The organism is Chryseobacterium sp. II3a (assembly GCF_057815135.1).
Window position 1 is genome coordinate 72,815 of record NZ_JBYPZJ010000009.1, and the last position, 23,352, is coordinate 96,166.

The 23,352-nt window shown below is 34.7% G+C and carries 24 protein-coding genes; 8 read left to right on the plus strand and 16 right to left on the minus strand.

The window, feature by feature from the left end; genetic code table 11:
- The first annotated feature begins 116 nt into the window (after positions 1 to 116).
- A complete protein-coding gene (locus AC3HD6_RS18895) occupies positions 117 to 452 on the plus strand; it encodes an Mpo1-like protein (protein WP_488897744.1) in 336 nt (111 codons plus the stop codon).
- Positions 453 to 673: 221 nt separating this feature from the next.
- On the opposite strand, the gene AC3HD6_RS18900 is transcribed toward AC3HD6_RS18895, so the two are convergent.
- From AC3HD6_RS18900 to AC3HD6_RS18910, 3 genes are read right to left on the minus strand one after another with little or no spacing between them, the layout of a single operon-like run.
- Complete coding sequence (locus tag AC3HD6_RS18900; RefSeq protein WP_488897745.1) at positions 674 to 1,135, minus strand: hypothetical protein; 462 nt, start codon at positions 1,133 to 1,135, stop codon at positions 674 to 676.
- Positions 1,136 to 1,146: 11 nt separating this feature from the next.
- Positions 1,147 to 1,602: a lipocalin-like domain-containing protein gene (locus tag AC3HD6_RS18905; RefSeq protein ID WP_488897746.1), complete on the minus strand. Its 456-nt coding sequence runs from the start codon at positions 1,600 to 1,602 to the stop codon at positions 1,147 to 1,149.
- Positions 1,602 to 2,408, minus strand: a complete 807-nt coding sequence (locus AC3HD6_RS18910; RefSeq protein ID WP_488897747.1) for a hypothetical protein — start codon at positions 2,406 to 2,408, stop codon at positions 1,602 to 1,604. The genes AC3HD6_RS18905 and AC3HD6_RS18910 overlap by 1 nt, the downstream gene beginning before the upstream one ends.
- A 288-nt stretch (positions 2,409 to 2,696) precedes the next feature.
- Here AC3HD6_RS18910 and AC3HD6_RS18915 point away from each other — a divergent pair, with 288 nt between their 5' ends.
- Positions 2,697 to 3,311, plus strand: a complete 615-nt coding sequence (locus AC3HD6_RS18915) for a DUF4377 domain-containing protein (RefSeq protein ID WP_488897748.1) — start codon at positions 2,697 to 2,699, stop codon at positions 3,309 to 3,311.
- 204 nt (positions 3,312 to 3,515) lie between these two features.
- Here AC3HD6_RS18915 and AC3HD6_RS18920 read toward each other — a convergent pair whose 3' ends face one another.
- Positions 3,516 to 4,454, minus strand: a complete 939-nt coding sequence (locus AC3HD6_RS18920; RefSeq protein WP_068943708.1) for an SPFH domain-containing protein — start codon at positions 4,452 to 4,454, stop codon at positions 3,516 to 3,518.
- A 116-nt stretch (positions 4,455 to 4,570) separates the two neighbouring features.
- Entirely contained in the window at positions 4,571 to 5,926 is a 1,356-nt protein-coding gene (locus tag AC3HD6_RS18925) for a deoxyguanosinetriphosphate triphosphohydrolase (protein WP_488897837.1), read from the minus strand.
- 160 nt (positions 5,927 to 6,086) lie between these two features.
- Here AC3HD6_RS18925 and AC3HD6_RS18930 point away from each other — a divergent pair, with 160 nt between their 5' ends.
- Entirely contained in the window at positions 6,087 to 6,713 is a 627-nt protein-coding gene (locus AC3HD6_RS18930; RefSeq protein ID WP_488897749.1) for a class I SAM-dependent methyltransferase, read from the plus strand.
- A gap of 183 nt (positions 6,714 to 6,896) precedes the next feature.
- Positions 6,897 to 7,646 carry a DNA-formamidopyrimidine glycosylase family protein gene (locus tag AC3HD6_RS18935; RefSeq protein ID WP_488897750.1) on the plus strand — a complete coding sequence of 250 codons (750 nt, stop codon included), beginning with the start codon at positions 6,897 to 6,899 and terminating at the stop codon, positions 7,644 to 7,646.
- 59 nt (positions 7,647 to 7,705) lie between these two features.
- Here the strand turns inward: AC3HD6_RS18935 and AC3HD6_RS18940 are convergent, their stop codons facing one another.
- Both AC3HD6_RS18940 and AC3HD6_RS18945 read right to left on the minus strand, forming a co-directional pair.
- Positions 7,706 to 8,428, minus strand: coding sequence for a LytR/AlgR family response regulator transcription factor (locus AC3HD6_RS18940; RefSeq protein WP_488897751.1), 723 nt, complete (start codon positions 8,426 to 8,428; stop codon positions 7,706 to 7,708).
- Entirely contained in the window at positions 8,428 to 9,504 is a 1,077-nt protein-coding gene (locus AC3HD6_RS18945; RefSeq protein ID WP_488897752.1) for a sensor histidine kinase, read from the minus strand. The genes AC3HD6_RS18940 and AC3HD6_RS18945 overlap by 1 nt, the downstream gene beginning before the upstream one ends.
- Before the next feature lie 199 nt (positions 9,505 to 9,703).
- Here AC3HD6_RS18945 and AC3HD6_RS18950 point away from each other — a divergent pair, with 199 nt between their 5' ends.
- Positions 9,704 to 10,132: a hypothetical protein gene (locus AC3HD6_RS18950; protein WP_488897753.1), complete on the plus strand. Its 429-nt coding sequence runs from the start codon at positions 9,704 to 9,706 to the stop codon at positions 10,130 to 10,132.
- Between the two features lie 94 nt (positions 10,133 to 10,226).
- On the opposite strand, the gene AC3HD6_RS18955 is transcribed toward AC3HD6_RS18950, so the two are convergent.
- The gene (locus AC3HD6_RS18955) at positions 10,227 to 10,562 is read right to left on the minus strand and encodes a DMT family transporter (RefSeq protein ID WP_488897754.1); all 336 of its coding nucleotides are present in this window, start codon (positions 10,560 to 10,562) and stop codon (positions 10,227 to 10,229) included.
- 992 nt (positions 10,563 to 11,554) lie between these two features.
- Between AC3HD6_RS18955 and AC3HD6_RS18960 the strand changes: the two genes are divergently transcribed.
- The 3 genes from AC3HD6_RS18960 (at position 11,555) to AC3HD6_RS18970 (ending at position 13,286) form a co-directional block, all read left to right on the plus strand.
- Complete coding sequence (locus tag AC3HD6_RS18960; RefSeq protein WP_488897755.1) at positions 11,555 to 12,274, plus strand: AAA family ATPase; 720 nt, start codon at positions 11,555 to 11,557, stop codon at positions 12,272 to 12,274.
- Positions 12,271 to 13,017 carry a YggS family pyridoxal phosphate-dependent enzyme gene (locus AC3HD6_RS18965; RefSeq protein ID WP_488897756.1) on the plus strand — a complete coding sequence of 249 codons (747 nt, stop codon included), beginning with the start codon at positions 12,271 to 12,273 and terminating at the stop codon, positions 13,015 to 13,017. The genes AC3HD6_RS18960 and AC3HD6_RS18965 overlap by 4 nt, the downstream gene beginning before the upstream one ends.
- A 95-nt stretch (positions 13,018 to 13,112) precedes the next feature.
- On the plus strand, positions 13,113 to 13,286 hold the full coding sequence (locus AC3HD6_RS18970; protein ID WP_488897757.1) for a hypothetical protein: 174 nt from the start codon (positions 13,113 to 13,115) through the stop codon (positions 13,284 to 13,286).
- Positions 13,287 to 13,439: 153 nt separating this feature from the next.
- Here AC3HD6_RS18970 and gcvP read toward each other — a convergent pair whose 3' ends face one another.
- From gcvP to AC3HD6_RS19010, 8 genes are all read right to left on the minus strand, one after another.
- Positions 13,440 to 16,298 carry an aminomethyl-transferring glycine dehydrogenase gene (gene gcvP / locus AC3HD6_RS18975; protein WP_488897758.1) on the minus strand — a complete coding sequence of 953 codons (2,859 nt, stop codon included), beginning with the start codon at positions 16,296 to 16,298 and terminating at the stop codon, positions 13,440 to 13,442.
- A gap of 625 nt (positions 16,299 to 16,923) precedes the next feature.
- On the minus strand, positions 16,924 to 17,571 hold the full coding sequence (locus tag AC3HD6_RS18980; RefSeq protein ID WP_488897759.1) for a J domain-containing protein: 648 nt from the start codon (positions 17,569 to 17,571) through the stop codon (positions 16,924 to 16,926).
- Positions 17,572 to 17,952: 381 nt separating this feature from the next.
- Positions 17,953 to 18,600: an alpha/beta hydrolase gene (locus AC3HD6_RS18985; protein ID WP_488897760.1), complete on the minus strand. Its 648-nt coding sequence runs from the start codon at positions 18,598 to 18,600 to the stop codon at positions 17,953 to 17,955.
- 178 nt (positions 18,601 to 18,778) lie between these two features.
- Positions 18,779 to 19,036 (minus strand): hypothetical protein, encoded by a 258-nt coding sequence (locus AC3HD6_RS18990; protein WP_068943721.1) that lies wholly within the window; start codon positions 19,034 to 19,036, stop codon positions 18,779 to 18,781.
- A 91-nt stretch (positions 19,037 to 19,127) separates the two neighbouring features.
- Entirely contained in the window at positions 19,128 to 19,460 is a 333-nt protein-coding gene (locus AC3HD6_RS18995; RefSeq protein ID WP_068943722.1) for a hypothetical protein, read from the minus strand.
- Positions 19,461 to 19,471: 11 nt separating this feature from the next.
- A complete protein-coding gene (locus tag AC3HD6_RS19000) occupies positions 19,472 to 20,026 on the minus strand; it encodes an RNA polymerase sigma factor (protein WP_488897761.1) in 555 nt (184 codons plus the stop codon).
- 664 nt (positions 20,027 to 20,690) lie between these two features.
- Positions 20,691 to 22,697 (minus strand): S9 family peptidase, encoded by a 2,007-nt coding sequence (locus AC3HD6_RS19005; protein WP_488897762.1) that lies wholly within the window; start codon positions 22,695 to 22,697, stop codon positions 20,691 to 20,693.
- A gap of 163 nt (positions 22,698 to 22,860) precedes the next feature.
- Complete coding sequence (locus tag AC3HD6_RS19010) at positions 22,861 to 23,319, minus strand: DoxX family protein (protein ID WP_488897763.1); 459 nt, start codon at positions 23,317 to 23,319, stop codon at positions 22,861 to 22,863.
- Positions 23,320 to 23,352: the final 33 nt, after the last annotated feature.

The following is a 23,352-nucleotide window of genomic DNA, read 5'->3' on the forward strand; positions in this document are numbered from 1 at the left end:
CAATATATTAAAAAGGCAAAATAGTACATCCTGCTATTTTGCCTTTTCTTTTTTATCCTTTAAAATCGGCAGAATTATTGCTGTACATCCAACAGAAATAATAAACTAATGCCACTATGTCTAAAAGAATCAAAACATACAGAGAATTTTACCAATTTTATCTTACAGAGCACAGTAAAACAGGAACCCGAATTTTTCATTTTATTGGAACACTGCTGATATTTGTTGTAATAGGATATGTTATCAGCTCAGGAAAGGAAAGATTTCTATGGTACATTCCAATAGTGGGATACGGATTTGCCTGGTTTAGCCATGCAGTTATCGAAAGAAATAAGCCAGCCACCTTTAAATATCCGTTATGGTCACTGATCTCGGATTTCAGGCTTTTCTTTGAACTTTTAATCGGTAAACAAAAGTTTACAGGTTCTGACAATCAGATACAGAATCCATAACCTCACACCATTCTATTTTTTACTCTCAACATCATTTTTTTAAACCGTTAATAGGAATTAAAATAGTAGGAATATCAATATTATGGCTCCCTTTAAAGATGAGCTGTCATTCTAAATATCATGGAGTGAAATGAAGAGTTTTATCTTCGTTGTAATGATAATGGACTATATAAATTGTAGAATCTCTTTTTAACATCAATACACCTGAACTTAGATTAAATTTATTCAGGTGAAGTTGAATTTTTCGATACAGTTATTTTCCGTATCCAATACCCCAAAGAAGGGAGAATAAAAGATAATACGAGGGGTAATACAAGAGAAAAACCTGTTCTTTCCAGCTCTACAATCAAAGGGAATAAATAGCCATTATAGACTATTAAAGCCAGAGTAAAAATAAAGCTGTCGCCACCACTTGTTGACAAAAGATTAAAATTATTTCCAAATTGGTCAAACAAACCGGACATTACAAAGAATACAATGTTTACAAAAAACATCCATAGAACAGATCTGTAGGTCATTTTTTGCCTTGCGTTAATGTATCCGGCAAGAATTAAAAAAAGCGACATAACTGCAGAAATCGAGTAATCTACAATGGTAATAACCTCCTCACTACTCCCTTTTCCAAAGAAATAAATGGCATACACCAGTAAATTCAGGAGATAAATAACAGTAACGTAGTTCATATAGGTTTATCTTAATATACAGCTTCTACAATATCATAGTGAATCGTATTCAACATTTTCTCCAGATTTGGATCGCTGTCTTTAACAGGTACAGGAATATAACTTGAGAAAGTCATTGTTTTATCCTTATTTACAGTAACCACCACCTCTTCAAGAATAGTCTTATCATCCACATAAAACTGGATCCTGTTCTCTACAATCTTCCAAAAGGAAAGCCTTGGTTCCGATGGGATACAATCTCCTACTTTTCCTTCTATATAGTTATACACAGCAAAACCATCTTCCCTTATAGCATAGTTACGCATCAACCTGCAGTTATCAAACTCTTTCACCACCTTCTTCTTTCCTTCATAAAATCCAGCTTCTTTCAGTTTCCAAAAACCTACAACATCTTCTTTTTTAAGTTTCTGAGCACTCACCAAAGCACTAAAAACCAAAGCAGATGAAAACAATAGTTTCTTCTTCATTATTTTTTCTTTTTCTTTTTAATATTAGGACTTTCAGGAGCCTTATCCATCTCTTCACCTACCTCAATAAGTCCCATTGATATCATAGAAGCCTGGTCACCATGTTTCTCACCTTCTTTCCATGTTTCAAAAGCTTTTTCACGAAGACCTAAAAGATGATAATAAGCTCCTAAAATATTGTATCCTTCCGGTTCTCCAAGATCTATTATCTTTTTGGAAAGCTCTATTAATTCCGGATGGGGTTTAAGCTTCTTATCTTTAATTTTTTCCAGATCTCCAAAAAAGCCGGGAGTATATTCCATCATTTTTAACCCAAAGGCATTGAGACAAGCTTTAGCCAGTCCTTGATTACAAAAGTCATCACTGATTTTTGTATAATCGTTGGCATTGGAGAATAGCGCATCCAATCCGGACATATTTTTCGTCTTATCGTAGTACCTTGATAATAAAATGGCTCTTTTCCGGGCATCCTCCGGGTTTACTCTGTTATTAACTTCGGTGCTGTCTTTTTTACGAATCCATACTCCATTTTTAACCCAATCTGAAATTCCAATTAATCTATCTTTTTTAATCTTAAAAATAAATACATCTTTATCCGGAATCACAATCAGGCTGTCATTTCTGGTAAAGTAATAGCTGCTTTTAAATCCATCTGCTATTTTACCATTTCCATCAAAATTGAAACTTTTATAAAAAGTTTCATTTCCCTGTTCTTCAAAATATCCCTGTAAAGCATTATCTGCTTTTTGAGCCAATGCATTACCCGTAATACAAACAGCCGAAATAAATACGAATATTTTTTTCATCAATTCAATTCTTTCTCTTCTCTTTTTTAATAAAATATACATTCTATATTTTCTTAATTTTCTTCATAAAACGAAATTCTACTTAGAATTTTTGATTTTGCCTATAATTTCCTGGGCCCCAATATTTCGCATCTTCATACAAGCTTTATTTACGATATGATTTTCTATGATTCTGGTAATTGGAGCCTCAAATTAAATGATTAAAAAATGAAAAAACAATCCCTGAAATCCGTTAATTCAGGAAAATTTCGGCATGGTAATTGCCAAGTAAGGTCTAAAATCAAGTTTATGAAAAGTATAGCAACAATTCTAAAAGGGGCAGCACCCGCATTAGCATTATTCGCAATGACGCAATGTACAACAACAGCTGGAGTATCTGCCGGAGATGAAAAAACATTCATCGTTGGCCCACAAACAGCAGACTGTACAGGAGTAGCTCCAATGAAATGTCTGCAGGTAAAAGAAAAAGCTTCAGAAGACTGGACTAATTTTTACACAAACATCGAAGGATTTACTTATGAACCAGGGTATGAATATGTTTTAAAGGTAAAAACAGAAAAAATTGCCAACCCGCCAGCTGATGCTTCTTCAATAAAATATACATTGATAAAGCAGGTTTCTAAAACAAAAAAAGATATCGCAGCAGCAGGTGAAAAAACACTTATTGTGGGAGCACAAACCGTAGACTGTTCCGCAGGGGCAGGCCGTATGAAATGCCTACAGGTAAAAGAAAATGCTTCTGAAAGCTGGAGTAACTTCTATAATAATATTGAAGGATTCACTTACGAACCGGGGTATGAATATGTTTTAAAGGTAAAAACAGAAAAAATCGCTAACCCACCAGCAGATGCTTCTTCAATACAATACACATTGGTAGAACAGGTTTCTAAAACAAAGAAATAAACTAAAAGGCTTCAGAATTTTTCTGAAGCCTTTTAGTTTATAATCAAGGAGTCTGAAGCTCGATGCTTGAAGTTACCATCAGCCGGTGAAGATATTTTTATCGTATTGTATAGACATTCCCCTGGAAGTAGTTTAAAATACCCCTTCATCCCTACTTTCGGCAATCACAGCTTCCCTCTTCCAGCTCCCATCTCCCTTTCTTTATTAATATCCCGCCTCCTTTTGTGGTGGATCAGGGTATTTTCCTTTGCTGGCTTCTCCTACCGTATTTGCAGTTGTCATTGCTACCACAAGGTCATTCAGCATACTGCTGGCTGCGGTTGGCGAGTTGGGAAGAAGTACAAGATTACTTCTGTTACTTGCTCCTACGGAATGCAGGGTATCATAATGCTGTGTCACAACGATAAGGGCTGACGCTTCGTGTGAGTTGATTTCTACATTATTCAGCATTCTTACAGATTCTTCAAGTCCTTTTGCAATCTCCCTTCTTTGATCGGCAATCCCCTGCCCTTGTAGTTTTTTAGATTCTGCTTCCGCTTTTGCCACAGCCACGATTCTGATTCTCTGAGCTTCTGATTCATATTCTGCGGCTGTTTTTTCTCTTTCAGCTGCATTGATACGGTTCATAGCATGTTTCACCTGCTCATCCGGATCAATATCCGTTACCAATGCCTTGATAATATCATATCCGTAGCTGTTCATTGCTTCCTGCAATTCACTTTTTACCGCTACTGCAATATCGTCTTTTCTTACAAAAACATCGTCAAGTTTCAGCTTAGGAACTTCCGCCCGTACTACGTCAAATACAAAAGAGGTGATTTGATTTTCCGGATTTTCTAAACGGTAATAAGCATCTCCAACCTGATTTCTGATCACCTGATACTGAACAGAAATTTTCATCTTGATGAATACATTATCCAGTGTCTTAGTATCAATCATTACATCCAGCTGCTGGATTCTGAGATTTAATCTTTTCGCGATCTGATCTATGATGGGAAGCTTAAGATGAAGTCCTGAATGCTTTACTCCCTGGAATTTTCCAAAACGTTCGATGATTGCTGCTGTCTCCTGCTTAACCACAAAAAACGATGCAAATAAAATAATAAGCCCGAAAATAATAACAGGCGCCAGAAAGATACCCATAGTGTAGTTTTATATTGATTCTTATAAAGATAGAAATAATATTTAAACCGTGGAGATTTATAGGATAATAACTTCCAGCTTCCTTTCTTCCCGCTTCAAGCCATAAATCAATAAGTTTATACCGTCATTCCGATATCGATTCCTTTAATTTTTCTATAAAGGTCAGTTGCGTAATTATCTGTCATTCCGGAAACAAAATCTATGATTCCCAATACTTTCTGATAATCGGTTCCGTTTTCATAGACAAATTGTCTTGGAAGCAATTTCAGGGCTTTCTTATCATAAGATTTTCTCTCATCCTCTGGTTTCAGAATAGAAGGAATAAAATGATCCAGCAATTCATACATTACGTTGTATCCGGCATTCTCAATCTCTACAACCGCTTTATGGTTGTAAATTTTTTCGATAGAGAATGATTCTATATCCTGCAAAGCAGTGTTTTCAGATTTGTAAACATCCAAAAGTCCTTTGTCCAGATTTCCTTCCAGAATGGTTTCAAAATTTTGTTTATAAATTTCAAGTGACTTATTAATTAAGGCATTGATCGCTTTTGCTCTTAAATATGAGATCTTTTCGTTTTCATTAGAAATGGAAATCAATTTATTTTTAACCTTATCAATATCGTTACTTTCTGATTTTACCAGTTCAAAGAAAAGATTTTCACAATCCGAGGTAGATACAATCCCCAATCTGTGGGCATCTTCCATATCGATAATGTTGTAGCAGATATCATCAGCAGCTTCTACCAGCCAGACAAAAGGGTGTCTTTTGAAAATATGCGGTTCTTCACATTCGGAGATGAGTTGAGTTCCTTTTGCTATTTCAAGGAAAATATCTTTTTCATTCTGGAAAAATCCAAATTTCTTACGGTGAATAATTCCTTTTTTCTTGGCTACTGCTTCACACGGGTATTTTGCGATACTGGCCAATGTAGAAAATGTAAGCTGGATTCCACCAGCATCTTTTCCCTGCTGCTGCTGAGCCAATACTCTGATGGCGTTGGCATTTCCTTCAAAATTAACCAGATCTGCCCATTCTTTTTCATTGAATTTAGACTTCAGGTCTTTTTCATTTCTTTCAAAATAGCTTGCTATAGCATCTTCTCCTGAATGTCCGAAGGCAGGATTTCCAACATCATGACAAAGACATGCCGCCGCAATTACATTTCCTAAATTATATAGATAAAAACTTTTTGAATCTTCGGTCAGTTCGCTTTTATAATCCTCAGCAATGAATTCACCAATAATACTTCCTAAACTTCTTCCTACAGATGACACTTCCAGGGAATGTGTCAGCCTGTTGTGTACAAAAACACTTCCGGGAAGAGGAAAAACCTGGGTCTTATTTTGCAGTCTCCTGAATGCAGAAGAGAAAATAATTCTGTCGAAATCCCTTTGAAAATCAGTTCTTGAAGCCTTAGTATTTGGGTTGTTTCCTGTACGTTGATTGGTGAAAATCTGGTTTAAATTCATCATTTTTCAAAATTACTCCAAATTTTAGTTTTATGGAATAGTATTCAGATATTTCTTAAACAGATATGATCATTCAAAAAATCTATTGCTGTCAGAGTCTTTTCCGTTGGGTAATACCGCTGAAAACATCCTACATTTGATAAAACTTAAACTATTAAAAATGAAAGACAGTACATGGCTTGATAAATGGAATGAAAGATATACCCACGAGGAGTTTGTATATGGAACAGCTCCTAATAATTATTTGGAAGAACAGCTTAAAAAATTAGATCCCGGCACCATTTTGTTTCCCGCAGATGGTGAAGGCAGGAATTCTGTGTATGCAGCATTACAGGGCTGGAAAGCTTCTTCTTTTGATATCAGTGAGCAAGGCAGATCCAAAGCTTTACAACTTGCAGAGCAGAATGAGGTAACTATAGATTATCAGGTGGGTGAGCTTCAAACATTAGATTATCATGAACAGCAATTTGATGCAATCGCTCTTATCTATGCTCATTTCCCTGGAGATATTAAATCATCTGTTCATCAAATGCTGGATCAATATTTGCGTAAAGGCGGTATTATTATTTTTGAAGCTTTCAGTAAAAAACATCTTGATTATGTCACCAAAAATGAAAAGGTAGGTGGACCAAGAGATATTGAATCTTTATTTTCTATAGAAGAGATTAAAGCAGATTTCCCTAACTATTCTATCCTAGAACTTCAGGAAACTGAAATTGAGCTTCAGGAAGGTTTATTTCACAACGGAACAGGTTCTGTTATCCGTTTTGTGGGCCAGAAGCTATAAAAATAACGGCACTATTTCCTATTCTGCAGGAATCTGGTTTTGAATTTTGGAAGTACTTTACTGAGATTCCTGTGGAATGACAAATGAACAGATGAAATCATTATTTTACATTCCAGGTATAGCTCAATGGATCAATCGCTGTTATATATTTTAAATTTTTCGGAATAGTATTTGAACTTTTTATTGAAAAATAACATTATGCCTGAAGGTCCATCTATTATTTTAATGAAAGAAAACCTGCAGCAGTTTGTTGGCCATAAAGTAACAGAAATATCAGGTAATGCAAAATTTGATAAGGAAGTATTTATCGGTCAGATGCTTCGTGAGATCCGCACCTTTGGTAAGCAAACTTATCTGGTCTTCGAGAAAGCAGCTATCCGTATTCATTTACTGATGTTCGGCTCTTATGATATTAATGAACAGACAAAGCCTGACAAAAGCTTAAGGTTAGCTTTATTTTTCTCAGGCGGAAGTATGTACTTTTATACCTGTTCTGTAAAATTTGTTGAATTAGAATCCCTTTCTGCTATCGATTGGGAAGCAGATGTGATGAGCAGTCTCTGGAGTTCTGAAAAAGCAGAAAAGAAACTGAAATCCAATCCGAAAATGATGGTATGTGATGCATTAATGGATCAGAATATTTTTTCTGGAGTCGGAAATATTATTAAGAATGAAGTTTTGTTCAGAATTGGTGTACAACCGGAAAGCATAATAGGAAATCTTCCGGCTAAAAAGCGTAAGGAACTTATTGCAGAAGCAAGAAATTACAGTTTTGAATTTCTGGAGTGGAAAAGAGAATTTACTCTTAAAAAACATTGGCTGGTACACACAAAATCCATCTGCCCGATCTGCGGACAAAAACTGATTAAGAAAAAAACAGGAATTGGAAAAAGAAGGAGCTTTTATTGCGAAAATGACCAAAAGCTTTATTAAGTAGAATCTTTTTTGATAGATTTTATAGGCAGTAAGTTTCCACTATAGCTTATGAATTATCAATCTGCCCCTAAAAGCCCGCCAGCATATTTTGTGAAAAAATCGGCTTTATACACTTCTCCAATAGGAATTTCAGCTTCTTCAATGTATATATTATGATTATCAAATGAATCAATATAATCTGCATTCACCACATATGACTTACTGACCCGGATAAAATTCTCACCAGAAACTTTCTGATGAATTGTTTTAAGGTTCATCGCTGTAATAAGTTTTTGCTGTCTGGTATGGATGACCACATAATCCTTAAGCCCTTCTATAAATTTAATATCTGCAAAACTGATCTTGTAAAACCTGCGGTCTGCTTTAATGAATAAAAAATCAGCAGTGTTGGACTCTACCGTATTTTTTATGGTATCATTAGAAAGAAGTTTGGTATACAATACAGCTTTATCGATTGCCTTTTCAAGCCTTTGCGGATCAATGGGTTTTAAAAGATAATCTACGGCTTCCAGTTCATAACTTTTCAAAGCATATTGGGAATAAGCTGTCGTAAAGATGATCAGTGATCTTTTGGGAAGCATTTCTGCAAATTCCAATCCAGTGACCATTGGCATTTCAATGTCAAGAAAAATAATATCTACATCATTATCTTTAAGGAAATCCAGGGCCGAGGGAGCATTGGAAAATTCCCCCAGAATATCAATCTTTGACGTCTCATTAATGAGCGAACGCATTTCTGCTCTTGCTAAGGGTTCATCATCAACTATAATACAATTCATCATACAGGAATTTTTAAATGGATAGTATATTCTTTGAATTCTGATTCTATTTTCAGTTCAAAAGTATCATTATAAAGAAGTTCTAATCTTCTGGTAATATTGGCAAGACCAAGGCCGCTGTTCTTTTTATCTGAAATAAAATAATCAGGATCTCTGGAGTTCACGCATTTAAAATAGAGATTTTGTCCTTCAATACTGATATTTATTTTTACAAAGGATTCTTTGCCACTGATACTCACACTATGTTTTACTGCATTTTCTACAAAAGTCGTAAAAAGGTTCGGAGGAATAAAGGTTGTATTAATTGTTCTATTCTCAGCTTTTGTCTGAATATCAAAGATAAAATTTTCACGCCTTATTTTTTCAAGGTTTAAAAAATTAGATAGAAAATCAATTTCTGAGGTTAGAAGTGTTTTTTCTGCACTGTTTTCATAAAGCTGATATCTGAGAAATTCCGAAAGCTTAACAATCACCACTGAAGCTTTTCCAGGATCTGTTCTGATAAGAGCTTTTACATTATTCAGCATATTAAACAGAAAGTGAGGATTGATCTGATTTCTTAATTCATTGAGTTCCATCTGCATGGTGAGATTACTTAGCTCATTGATTCGTTGATTATCTTTAATCCATTTTTGCAGCAGCTTGACCGTAGTGGTTGTAAAAATGATAGGAATACACATCAACACTCCTTCATAAACACTTCCTTTTTCAGTCTGTCTGGGGATATCTCCAGCCCTGAAATCAGCGAATACCGATCTGAAGCCAAATCCTATAATATTAATTCCTATCACTCCCATAATGATGAGAAGTGACAGATATGCAATATATCTTGTTTTAAAAAAGAGCTTAGGAACAAGGACATAAATATTAATATATATCATCGTAATAAGTATAGAATACACAAAAAGCAGCACATACAGCTGATGTATTCCAGAAAATGACTGCCAGAATCTGGCACTATACAACCAAAGGAAAAAGGAAATCAGAAACAGCAGGTGCCTGGCATATTGATAACGGTTTTCCACCAGAAAGTCCATTGCAAGTGTTTCTTTAAAATGCCATAGTCTGTACTTCATATTCTGAGGTTAATATATAAATACAAAAATAGATAATCCATCAGTTTCTCTTTATAATATTATACGAAACCTATATTTTATTATACCAATTATAGCTTCTATTCAGGATCGGATTTCGTATAAAATAATGGCAGTTTTGTATAAAAACAAATTGAAGAACCTATATTCTATCTTTCTTTGCCATGTTTAATCAATGTATATGGAATTAGCAGTTTTTCAGGAATTAACGGAGGAAATCACGGCAGAATGTTTTTTTATGACAGAATCACAACAGGAAGAAAAGGTAATACAGCTTATTGATCTTCATCATTTTGTAGAATGTTTTGATCCGGAGATCAACATCCTTAACTATATTCAGCATCCTATTAATATTATAGAACAAAACGGAATAAAAAAAGGAATTCTTTTTTATAGCATGAGACATTCAGCTTTTCCAGACTGCAATACGTGTGAAGAATTCAAAAGAAGACATTCGCTTTCTGAGCTATGGTTTGTATTTGTAGAGGAAGAAACCGTAACCCATACGGCCCGCCACACCGATTTCATTATTGAAAATAGTCTGGAAATTTTCTATGAGAGGATTTTTTTATTTCAGTTCTTTCAATCTAATATACAGATGTTGAAATGAGTAATCAATAATAAGCTATGAGTAATACCAGAAATGATGATTAACGATTCATACTGGATGGATGTTGGTTGATAGAAAGTGATGTAATGAAAAATTAATGAGTTCCCATTTTTGAAAACACATTGATTACGATTACGCCCAAAATAATCAACCCTATTCCGATAATGGCAGGCAGATCCGGAACCTGCTTAAATGCAACAACTCCAATTATTGTGATGAAAACAATACCTACTCCGGACCATATTGCATACGTAATCCCAACAGGAATCTGGCGAAGGCTCAGACTTAAAAAATAAAAAGCACAGGCATACCCTAATATGGTAACAACAGATGGCCATAGTTTAGAAAACTCTTCTGATTTTTTCAAAAAGGTAGTTGCTATGATCTCAAATACAATAGCTAAAGCCAAAAAAAGATAACTGCGTCCCATAAAATATTATTTATACAAAAATAGTAAAACCTCTCTCCTATTCCCAAAAAGAAGGCAGCAACTTCTATATTCTTGTGTTCTTCATCTGCTTTTAAACTCCAGCAAGCTTAAAAACAAAAGATTTTTCCAGTTGTGTCATAAAAATAATGTCATGAAACCGGACAGCTGACAAAAAATCGCCACAAAAATCAGCGATAAAAATAAATTTTCTTAACATAGAAATCTCTTTCTCACTGAAATTTTACATCTCAAAATATCCATAGACACCAATACTATGCACCGCATTATTTATTGTTTGTTTTATCAAGTCCAATATAGAAGTCTGGAAACGGTTAACGTTTTCACATATTTATAAAGACAGAACAATAAATATATTAATAAATTCACAATAACACATTAACAAAATGTAAACAAAAAATCTCTTAAAAATTAAATAAAACACTCATAACACACTGATATACATCATAGTGTTTTGCTTTGGCACGTGATTTGAAAGCTGTAATATTGCAATTGAAAGATTAATAAAAAAAAGTCAAATAATTAAAAATAATACAAAATGGTAACTTATATCGGTATCGCAACATGTTTAGTAGTATTCTCATCATATTTCATGACGGTAAAAAGAGAAAGAAACTAATCATTAAAATCAAAAAGCCTATAGCAAAACTATACTAATTATATTGTTTTATGTTTTTACTCTGAGAAATCAGATCGCTCTTTTACCAATGAGGTAAAAGGGCCCAAAAACATAAGCAGAAAAATCTTAGTTTCATAACAAATTTTAATATCCAAATGATAAGTCCGGGCATTAGTCCGGATTTATTTTTTCCAGTTATGTTAATGAAAAGAGATTAGTTATTAAATCCTCCTCATTATTTATTATTAATTACCCTTCTCTCTCCTGGCCTAGCTGTTTATTCTCAATCAGGATGCTTCTCACCATTTCATAAAGCCTTATCTTTGTTAGATTCAAGAATTTATTAATTATCATCATGAATCTGTACAATCTCATTATTCAAGATAAAGAAACGGTAAGCCTTAACGATGTATTTCTCAATAAAAGCAACAGAGATCAGCTTATACAACTGATTAAGGAACATACGTACAGCAAAGAACTTCAGGAATATGGACTTCCTGTAAATCACAAGATCCTTCTTCAGGGAAGCTCAGGATGCGGAAAAACTATGACTGCAAAAGCGATTGCCAATGCCCTTGGAAAAAATATAATCATTTTAAACTTAAGTAATATTGTTTCCTCCAGGATTGGTGAGACTTCTCAGAATATTAAAATGATTTTTGATAAAGCAGCCAGAGAAAGATCTGTTCTGTTTCTCGATGAACTGGATCAGATCGGAAAAGCAAGAGGCAGTGATGATAAAGATGTTGGTGAAATGAGAAGATTAGTGAACACTTTACTTCAGCTTATTGATTATTATCCTGAGAATGCACTTTTATTATGCGCCACCAATCACCCTGAAATTATCGACACAGCACTACTGAGACGTTTTCAGCTTAGGATCAATTACGAAATGCCTTCTGTAGAGTTTCTGGATACCTTCTATGACACACTGCTCAGCCGTTTTCCAGAGGATATGAGGACTATTGAAAGAAAGTATTCCGTTTCTTTTGCTGAAGCTAAAGACCACGCATTAACAGCTGTAAAAACGGCTTTAATTCAAAAACTGGAGGCTAAAGAAATCATCCCATCATGAAAAAAGACATCCTTCATAACCTGAATATCATCAATACCCGGATTAAAAATGCCTGTGAAAAAGCAGGTAGAAGTCCTAATCAAGTTCAACTTTTACTGGCTACTAAAACCGTTTCTGCTGAACGTATTAAAATTGCACTGGAAAACGGACAGACCTTAATCGCTGAAAATAAGGTTCAGGAGCTGAAGGAAAAATACGATGAGCTCAGGAAAACGCCACACATCAATCATTTCATCGGACATCTTCAGACCAATAAAATCAAAGATATCGTGAAATATGATGTCACCTGTGTACAGTCAATGGATCGGTTAGAACTGGCGGAAAAATTGCATCAAAGACTTTTAACGGAAAATAGAACGATTGAAGTTTTCATTCAGGTCAATACCTCAAATGAAGAAAGTAAATTCGGAGTTGATCCCAGTAAAGCCATTGAATTAACCAGAAAAGTTTCTGAATTTTCTACATTAAAAGTAAAAGGGTTAATGACCATTGGTTTGTTCAGTGCAGAGACAGAAAAAGTAAGAGCATGCTTTAAAATCCTTAAAAACCTACAACAGGAAATCATCCGTAAAAATATTCCTAACGTTGAAATGAATGAACTTTCCATGGGCATGAGCGGAGATCTCGAAACAGCCATAGAAGAAGGTGCCACCATTGTACGTGTTGGAACCGCTGTATTTGGAGCAAGAATTTATCCGGACAGTTATTACTGGGATGAAGGAAACAGCAATAAAAAGAAATAATCATTTAAACAGGTACTCAAAACCACTTTACACATAGTCTACAAAATCGGTATACTTTTTGATGATAAAACATTAATAACCAAATAAATGCAATTATGATCAAAAAATTACTATCGAGCTGTCTATTGTTGGCAGTATTATTCTTTTATTCTTGTGAAAAAGAAAACACACAGATGAAAAGTGGAATTTCCATTGAAACCATTTCAATGATCACCGTTCTTACTATGGGAGTAGCCATTTCGGTGGCTTACAGCTATAAGAGAAGATAATGAAATAAATATAACAGATTGAGCCTTTCAAAATTTTGAAAGGCTTTTTTATAGCGCCACTGTTCCACAAAATCTCCCTACTTTGCAGAATCATAAAAACAAAAATCCCTCTCATTACTGAAAGGGATTTGTTATATCTAGAAAAAATTCTAATTACATATAAGCTTCAATTGGCTCACAAGTACATACTAAGTTTCTATCTCCGTAAGCTTCATCTACTCTTGATACAGAAGCGAAGAATTTATGGTCTCTTACCCACTCTAGCGGATAAGCTGCCTTTTCTCTGCTGTATGGTTTATCCCAAGAATCAGAGATCACCAATTGTTCTGTGTGAGGAGCGTTTTTCAATACGTTGTTGGCCGGATCAGCCTGTCCGTTAGCAATCTCATCAATTTCTTGTTTGATAGAGATTAAAGCTTCTGCAAAACGATCGATTTCAGCCTTGCTTTCAGATTCTGTAGGCTCAATCATTAATGTTCCTGCCACAGGGAAAGAAACTGTAGGAGCATGGAAACCATAATCCATTAATCTCTTCGCTACATCAGCTACTTCAATTCCTAAAGACTTGAACTGACGGAAATCTACGATACATTCGTGAGCCACTCTTCCATTTTCGTTTGAATATAAGATTGGGAAATGCTCAGCTAAGATTTCTTTCAGGTAGTTAGCATTCATGATCGCATGACCAGTAGCTTTTTTCAATCCGTCTGTTCCTAGCATTTTAATATAAGCATAAGAAATGTTTAGGATTAATCCTGATCCGTATGGTGCTGCAGAAATACCATCGATAGCTTCTTTAGTTCCGATTTTGATGTTTGCATTAGAAGGAAGGAATGGTACTAAGTGCTTCGCTACACAAATTGGACCTACTCCAGGGCCTCCACCTCCGTGAGGAATTGCAAAAGTCTTGTGAAGGTTCAAGTGGCAAACGTCTGCTCCAATGTTTCCTGGACTTGTAAATCCTACCTGAGCATTCATGTTAGCACCGTCCATATATACCTGTCCTCCGTGTTCGTGGATCAGGTTAGTAATTTCTTTGATGTTAGCATCAAAGAATCCGTAAGTAGACGGATATGTAATCATCACAGCTGATAAATTCGCTGAATGTAATTCTGTTTTAGCTTTAAGATCTTCGAAGTCGATTTCCCCATTTTCAAGGTTTTTCACGACTACGATTTTCATTCCTGCCATTGCAGCAGAAGCCGGGTTTGTTCCGTGTGCAGACTGAGGAATCAATACTACATTTCTGTGGTGGTCTCCTCTTGAGATGTGGTATTCTCTGATCACCATTAATCCTGCATACTCTCCTTGAGCTCCAGAGTTTGGCTGTAATGAAGTTCCTGCAAAACCAGTGATTGTTGCCAGATCTTTTTCAAGCTCTGCAATCATCTGTTGGTATCCTCCAGCCTGATCTACTGGTACAAATGGGTGTACACTTCCCCAATCAGCCCATGAAAGCGGTAACATTTCAGTAGCAGCGTTCAGTTTCATTGTACAAGATCCTAAAGAAATCATTGAGTGTGTCAACGATAAATCTTTTCTCTCAAGACGCTTGATGTAACGCATCAATTCTGTTTCCGTATGATATCTGTTGAATACTTCTTCTGTAAGAATCTGATCCTTTCTAAGGTTTTCTTCAGGAATACTGTATCCTTCTTTAATTTCTAATTTGAAAGTCTGCTTGTCTTTGAACTGCGCGAAAGAAGCCATCAGATAATTTAATTTCTCTAATGTAGTACTTTCGTTGATCGCAACGCTAACCACGCCTTCTGTGAAGTAGTTAAGGTTAAGTCTGTGATCCTGCATCATTCTCATTAATCTTCCTTTCTCTTCTTCAGGCATCGTGATTTTCACCGTATCAAAGATTGGCTCTTCTACAACCTGATATCCTAATGCAGCAAGTCCTCCTTTCAAAGCATTGGCTTTAAAATGGATTTGGTCAGCGATATAGTTTAATCCTTTTGGACCGTGATAAACCGCATACATACCAGCCATTACCGCTAAAAGAACCTGAGCAGTACAGATGTTAGAAGTTGCCTTCTCTCTCTTAATGTGCTGTTCTCTTGTCTGTAGCGCCATTCTTAATGCACGTTTTCCGTACATATCCTGGGAAACTCCAATGATTCTTCCAGGAATATCTCTTTTATATTCTTCTCTACAAGCAAAAAATGCTGCGTGAGGCCCTCCGTATCCTAATGGAATACCGAATCTCTGAGAAGTACCTACTGCACAGTCAGCCCCCATTACAGCCGGTGACTTTAATTTCACCAATGCCATTGGATCACAAGCAACCGCTACCTGAAGGTCTAATTTTTTATATTCTACAATGTTTTCTGTATAATCCAGAACAATTCCGTTTTTACCAGGATACTGTAATAAAACACCGTAATAAGAAGTATCAAATGTATGTGTCTTGTGGTCGCCTACAACCACTTCAATTCCTAATCCTTCAGCCTTGGTTTTCAATACAGAGATTGTTTGAGGCAATACAAGGTCAGAAATAAAGAATTTATTAGCTTCTCCTTTCTTCTGGTCTTTAGTTCTGTTGTTGAAGAACATGTGCATTGCTTCAGCAGCAGCAGTAGATTCATCCAGCAAAGAAGCATTCGCAAGACCAAAACCTGTAAGGTCACACACTACAGTCTGGAAATTAAGAAGAGCTTCCAGTCTTCCCTGTGCAATCTCAGCCTGATACGGAGTATATGCAGTATACCAGCTAGGGTTTTCGAAGATATTTCTCTGAATAGCTGATGGTAAAAGGGTATTGTGGTATCCGAAACCGATATAACTTGTATAATCAGTATTTTTTGATGCCAACTCTTTAGAGTGGTTTAGCATTTCGTATTCCGAAAGTGCATCTGAGATCTCAAGATCTTTTTCTAAACGGATAGAAGAAGGAATGGTCTGAGAAATTAACTCTTCAATACTAGAAACGCCAAGTTTTTCCAACATCGCCTGTTTATCGGCTTCATTTAGGGAAATGTGACGGCTCACAAACTGTTCTGTATTCATTTTTATTTATTAGATTTTGTTTGTAAAAAGATGGGTAAAATTACAATTTTTTACACGATTGTACAACAGCTTATCACCAATGATAATTCACTAAATAGTTCAATTATCCCAAACCTATTAGCTTTTGATAACTGCCCAATAAGGTTTAACCTATTTTAAACAAACATTATCTCCGTTTTACAAATAGTATTTAATAATATCAATAATTCATTATCAATAAAACAATGAAATATTCATTAAAAAAACAGATGAAAATTGTAAGTAAGGACTCAAAATAACCTAAATCTCTTTTTATTTATAACAGGTAAAAGGTAAATATATAAGTATGAAAAAATATAAAAATATCCCACTTTAATATAGTACCATTTCAAAACATTCCACTTTGCAAAAAAACGCTCAAACTGCTATTCATCAGGTTTTAAGAATTTTATGAAATTTTATTAATTATATTTATTCTAAATTAATATATTTGCAGCATGAATATGATTGTCCCATTTAAAGTTCCGCCTTTGGCACCTGTGTACTCATTCAACAACGAAGAGATGTTTTGTGAAAAGAAATCTTGCTGCAAAAAATTCAAGAAAGGAAAAAGATGTAAAAAGTGTCCTGGAAGGAAGAAAATGGCTTAAAAGAATTCCTTTATCAGAAAATATAAAGCAACTGCAAGTATAATAACACCCCAAAACAGCATTACAATTTTAGGCTGACCTGATTTATTTATCACCGTTCTGGGCTGTGGCTTAAACATTTCATCCACTGTATTTTTGAATTGATCTGTATCATTCTCAAAAACCTCAGTAATCGTAATTCCCTGCACTACGGTTTTATGTAATAATGAATTGGTTGCATGAAGCAATAGCTGGAATTTTCCGTCTTTAAATTCTGTGATCTTAAAGATCCTTTCTCCATAAGGTTTTTCAAGTCCGAAAGGCAAAACCTTTACAACGTCAGCATTACTGGTCTGCCAGCTGATAATAATCTCTTCTCCTTTTTTCGCATGAATTTTATTGGCAGTAAAAGTTTTAATAACAGGCGGAATATTATATCTGAAACTTCGCTGATGACTTTCTAAGTTCTGGTCATAAGCTTTCCTCCTTGAAGGCTCACTCAATGTTTCATAAGCTTCCTGAATTTCACGAAAGCGGTCTGCAAAAAAATCATCATTATCATTTTTATCGGGATGGTATTTCAGAGAGAGCTTGCGATACGCTTTTTTGATGTCTTCTTCTGAAGCATCCTGGGATATACCGAGAAAATAGTAGTAATCTTTCATTGAGCAATACAAAAATAAGGATTTATTTTTCTTTTTGCTTTGTGTTTAGGGTCAAAGTAGCGTCAACTTTAAAGCATAATCTAATTGTTGGAAAAAAAAACGCAAGGACGCAAGATTTTTCAGAAGCTGTATGTTTTAAGGCGCAAAAATTTTATCTGCGATAAAATTGGACACTGTTATATATATTTAAATCGCCATTAATGTAAGAGTAATTTTATTGATGTTTAATCTATGCTTCTATGTCGTTTTAAAAAAAATGCCATAATATAGAATTTTACCCGTGCATTCGTGGCGAAAAAAATGAATATGCATTTCTGAAATTGATTGGGTTTACTTATGCTTTAAGAATATGTGATGCCTTTTTCATATCTTAAATATAAATTACTTACCATAAATCCAGCCTTTTGTTGGGATAATCCATTCATCAAGGGCTTTAAATAAAAAACCGTGATTCAATCCTGTATTAAGTTCAATCTCTTTAAAATCTTTAATATTTGATCTGATAAATCGCTGCTCCTGCGATAGAGGAACGTGGCCATCATCTGACTTTTCTGTAATGGAAAGTATTCTTCCATACAATTTGAAATTCGGGTCTTTTTCTAAAGAATCATCTTTAAAACTAGCACCAATAAAAACAAATTTCAATTCCGGATTTTTTTCATACCAGGAAATATATTGCGCAATATAACCGCCTTGAGATGTTCCTACCACTGTAATATTTTCAGCTCTAACTCCCTTTTTAATCAGACGATCAATCTGTTTCTTTATTTTTAGAGCATATCCTGCGGGATCAGTATTAGGTTTTCTTTTCTCAAAAAGAATAACATTACTACTGTCTTTCAACTGGTGTAGGACTTTTTCATATTCTACAATACCATATTTAGGATGTGCTTCATCTGCTGAATGGTCCTCCAGAAATTTGTTGTGCAGGAAGAAAATATATTGCTTCTGCTTCAATTCAGATTTCTGCCCATAAGCTGTCATAGAAAAAAGAGTGAGGATAGTAATGAAAATATTCTTCAGTGTCATTATAGTATAATATTAATAAAAAGAAAACAAATTTAGTCTTTAATCAATACATTCACTGCCAAAACATTCTTAAATTCTGTTTAATGGTTTGATTGGTTTTAAAATAAAAAAATTCGGGCTCGGGAAGCTTTGCTTCCCCGAGCCCGAATTAAACAATTTCAATTTAGTTATTTACTTTTTATGCTTCGCAGGTATTATCCTTTTTACAGCATCTTGAGCTGAATTCTTTTTTGAATTTTCCTTTCAGTTCCTGATAGTCTTCATCATTCATTTCTCTGATCTTATCGGCTAATCCGAAAGGAGATTTTTCTTTGATTCCATACTCATCAAAAATACCTCTGATAAATCTTTTTCTTTGTGCTGCTTTTTTAGCAATTAGGGCAACCCCCACAACGGCTAGGGCTCCAAGAGCTCCTTTTAATGCTGAATTTTTCATTTTTTCAAAATTTTAAATTTTACTACTTCTTGTTTTTTATAGAGACGAATGAATTTTAATTTTACTTTACTACTTCTTTAAAATTTTCAAATTATTCGTTATTTCTGTTAAAGAATCCTCCAGAGCATCTGTTTCTCCAGGCTTCTTTAAATTTTTCTTTTTCTTCGGGCGATAAACCTTCCATTTTTTCTCTCATTTTTCGCTCCTTGAAATCTCTCATTCCTTTACCAAAATGGAAACCTCCGAAAAGAATTTTACTTAAGATCAGTATCCCCATCGCCTGCCAGAATGTAATGGATTTTACCCCTAAAATTTCGGGAAGAAGACAATTCCACAGCGACATTACGATCCAGGTAACGGCTAGGAGAATTAATGGTGGACATAGCAATAAAAAAATCCAGCCCTTTTTGTGTTTATGATTCATAATTTCTTTTTCTAACTTTTTAAATCTTCGTATAATCTTCTCAATCTGTTTCTCAGATGCTTTACAGCATAGTTTTTTCTACTGATGATGGTTTTGATGTTTTCCCCTTGTTCATCGGCGATCTCCTGGAGGGTTTTGTCGTTGAGTTCATTTTCTACGTAGACCATCCTTTGCTTTTCGGGAAGTTCATCAAGCGCTTCAAATAGTTTTTTCCAGATCTCATCCTGAAACATCTTTACTTCAGGCCCGGCACTTTCGTCCATCAATAAAATATCCTTGATGGAAAAGCTTCCGTCTTCATCTTCATAGACGAAATCTTCCAGATTTTCTGTTTTCTTTTTACGATAACGGTCTGTAATTTTATTCGCCGTTACTCTGTACAGCCAACCTCCAATATTCACAATTTCGGAAAGATTGGTAATGCTGCTGAACTGATACCACACTTCCTGCAGAATATCTTCCGCATCCTCCGTATTTTTCACTTTGGGACGAATATAAGACATCAGCTTCCCTCCGTAGCTCGAAACGGTCTGTGAGATGATACTTTCTTTATCCTTCTGTGGCATTGTTATTTTTTCGACAACCTCCATATTGCTATGACGGCTATCCTTTTGGTTTTACTTTAATAAATTTAAAATATTTTTCTTACAATTCAACTTTTCCTGTATTCATCGGATTTTCATTTCATCTTTTTTTGTATCATCTAGAAATCTGCGAGAAGTTATTATTGAAGTTCTTCATTCTGCTTCGCTTCATTCAGAATGACAAAGAAGCAAAGAAGCTGTTGGTTTTTTATTTATCTCGCTGATTGAGCAGATCAGGCAGATGATTGAGGCTAACAATGAAATATGAAGGAAAAAATTAAATTCTACACTACTCTTCTGAACTTTGTTCGCAGAACTTCACTCTTTGCGCTGAATGACAAAAATGGTTATCTTATTAATTAATCTATGGAACAATAGCTTTTACTATAATACAAACTCTTTAGGAAAAAACTATGAATTAAAAATCTGCGAAATCTGTGAGATCTGCGAGACAAATATATGCATCATTCAATTTTATCGCAGATAAAATCCTTGCGCTATAAAACACAAAGTCTATCAATAATCTTGCGTCTTTGTGATTTCCAACCTCTACATTTAAATTTCATAGAGAATAATTCGTTCGTAATAACAAAAAGAAACGGAAGACCTTACATCCTCCGTTTCCAAAATTATAAAAATTGCCGGTTTATTTTTTATTGAAATTCTCAGCAAAGAATCCCAGCATCGCTTTATACAGTTCAATTCTATTAGGTTCTTTTCCGAATCCGTGTCCTTCATCATATTTTACCATATAAGGTACTTCAAAACCTTTAGCACGCATTGCTTTTACAATCTGATCAGACTCATTAATGTTTACTCTAGGATCATTGGCTCCCTGTACTACAAATAAAGGTTTCTTGATTTTATCAATCTGAAATACAGGTGATACTTCTTTGGCGATTTTAGCTTCTTCCGGATTATCCAGGTCATACCAGATCTGTTTTACCATTTCTTTATAAGGCTTCCAGTATTCCGGGAAAGAAGCAAAGAAGGTAAAAATGTTAGATACACCTACGTAATCTACTCCACATGCATATAGATCTGGTGTTTTTATTAATCCCATTAAAGTAGCATATCCTCCATGACTTCCTCCATAAATTGCAATTTTATCTTTGTCTATCCAACCTTGGCTGATCGCATATTTCACTCCATCTTCCACATCATCCATGGCTTTTCTTCCGATCTGCTTATATCCTGCTTTCTGGAATTCTTTTCCATATCCTCCTGAAATTCTGAAATTCACTTGAAGAGTTGCATACCCTCTGCTCGCAAACAATTGAGCTTCCGGATTGAATCCCCAATGATCTCTCACTCCCTGAGGACCACCATGAGGATTTACAATCAAAGGAACCTTTTTACCTTCCAAAGCTGCTTTAGGTAATGTAATATATCCACGAATGGTTAATCCATCCCTGCTTTTGAATTCAATAGGCTTCATTTCAGCCATATCTTCCTCTTTCAGCTGTGGCATAAGATTGTAAAGAAGTTTTGTCTGTTTGGTTTTGGTATCATACTCGTAGTAAGTTCCGTATAATTTGTCACTTCCTACTACAACCAAGAGCTTATCATCATTATCATCAGAGGAAACAACACTAAATTCTTTATCTCCAAACTGTGCTTTTAATTTCTCATCAACTTCTTTATAAAATTTACTTACCGGGACTGTTTCTCCTTTCAAACCTTCATAGCTGATGTAATCCAGTTCGTAGTTTCTGTTCTTACCAGCCAGGCTTATCGAACTTACATCAAATATGGGATTAGCATATACTTCTTTAATGACTACATTTTTTTTCAGATCATATAAAACAATTCTTGTCTTATCGCTATCCAGATTGGTCACTACATAAGCCTCATCTTTATTCTTAGAATTATCGTTAAACTCAATAATACTAAAAGTATCCGACCAGTCCGCAGATTTCAACAGGTTGAATTTTCCTGTCTGCAAATCTTTGTAATAAGTTTTAGTGGTCAATCCGTTTTCAAGAACATTATAGCCTCTTAAATTACCTTCTTTATCAAAAAGATAACCGTCGATAGGACTATTAACATCTTTATTTTCATAAAGTTGGGTCATTTCTCCTGTTACAAAATTGATTTTATAAGGTTCAAAGATCTGCTTATTGTTTTTATTCATTGTCACCACAACAAAATCAGTATCTTTTATGGGAATAATCTCACCTAAAGTAATTCCGTCAAATGGGGTTAAATCTTTAAGATTAGTTCCGTCTACATTCGCAGCATACAAGTGGATATTCTCATTTCCTCCCTTATCCTGAGTATAGAATAAACGGCTCTTATTTAGCCAGCCATATGCTTTTATCAGATCATCCTTTTCAACAATGGCTTTGGTAATTTTCCCTGTATTCAGTTCTTTAACATATACATGATTTTTACGGTCCTTATCTTTTTCTTTATAAGAAAGGTATTTCCCGTCAGGAGAAATTTTAAATACAGAAGCTTTTGGCCTTGCAAAATAATCTTCCACTTTGTATGTGAAATTTCCTTTGTCGTAGGACACCAGTTTTTCAAGATTGGCTTTGGTAGATGGAAGGGTGGGATCTCCCGGAAGTTTATTTGCTGTATTTTGAGCATTGATCATAATAGCAGAAAGTACGATATAAGCTGTACCGAAAATTTTGGAATTTAGATTCATAACTTACGTTTTAAAATTAAAAACAGAGTCCTCAATATTTTAATCAATAAAAAATCAGATTCTTTATTAATAAGACAACTCAAAACTCAAAACGTTACAATATTTAACATTTATTTTGATCGTTTTAAATAAAAAAACAGCCCCGAAAGGCTGCTTATCTTTATTAATGTAAATAGATTCCGAAATACCAGGTCCATACTATTAAAATAATCTGCATGGGAATTCTTTGGGTATAAAGGTATTGCATTCCCGGGCCGGTATAATCTGCTTTAAAAATATTAATCTTCTTTTGAGATGAATGAACATTGGCTACAAAAACCAATATATAAAAAACAATCAGTAAAATGGCAGTCATTTCACGGATGGCAGGAATCATCAGCCCTATTCCGGCAGCAATTTCCAGAAAGCCTGTGCCATATACCCAAAACATTTTAGCAGGGATAAAATCAGGAATCATCATGGCCATTCCTTTTTGAAATTTAAAATGGGAGAATCCTGTAAATATAATAAAGACCGCCATTCCAAGATTTCCAGAAAATAAAAGATCCGGCTTTCCCTGAAATAGCATAGTTCCCAATAAAGCCAATATAAATGTACCGAATAGAATAACTAATAACTTCATAGTTTGTTGAATAGTTAGAAAATAAACAATAAG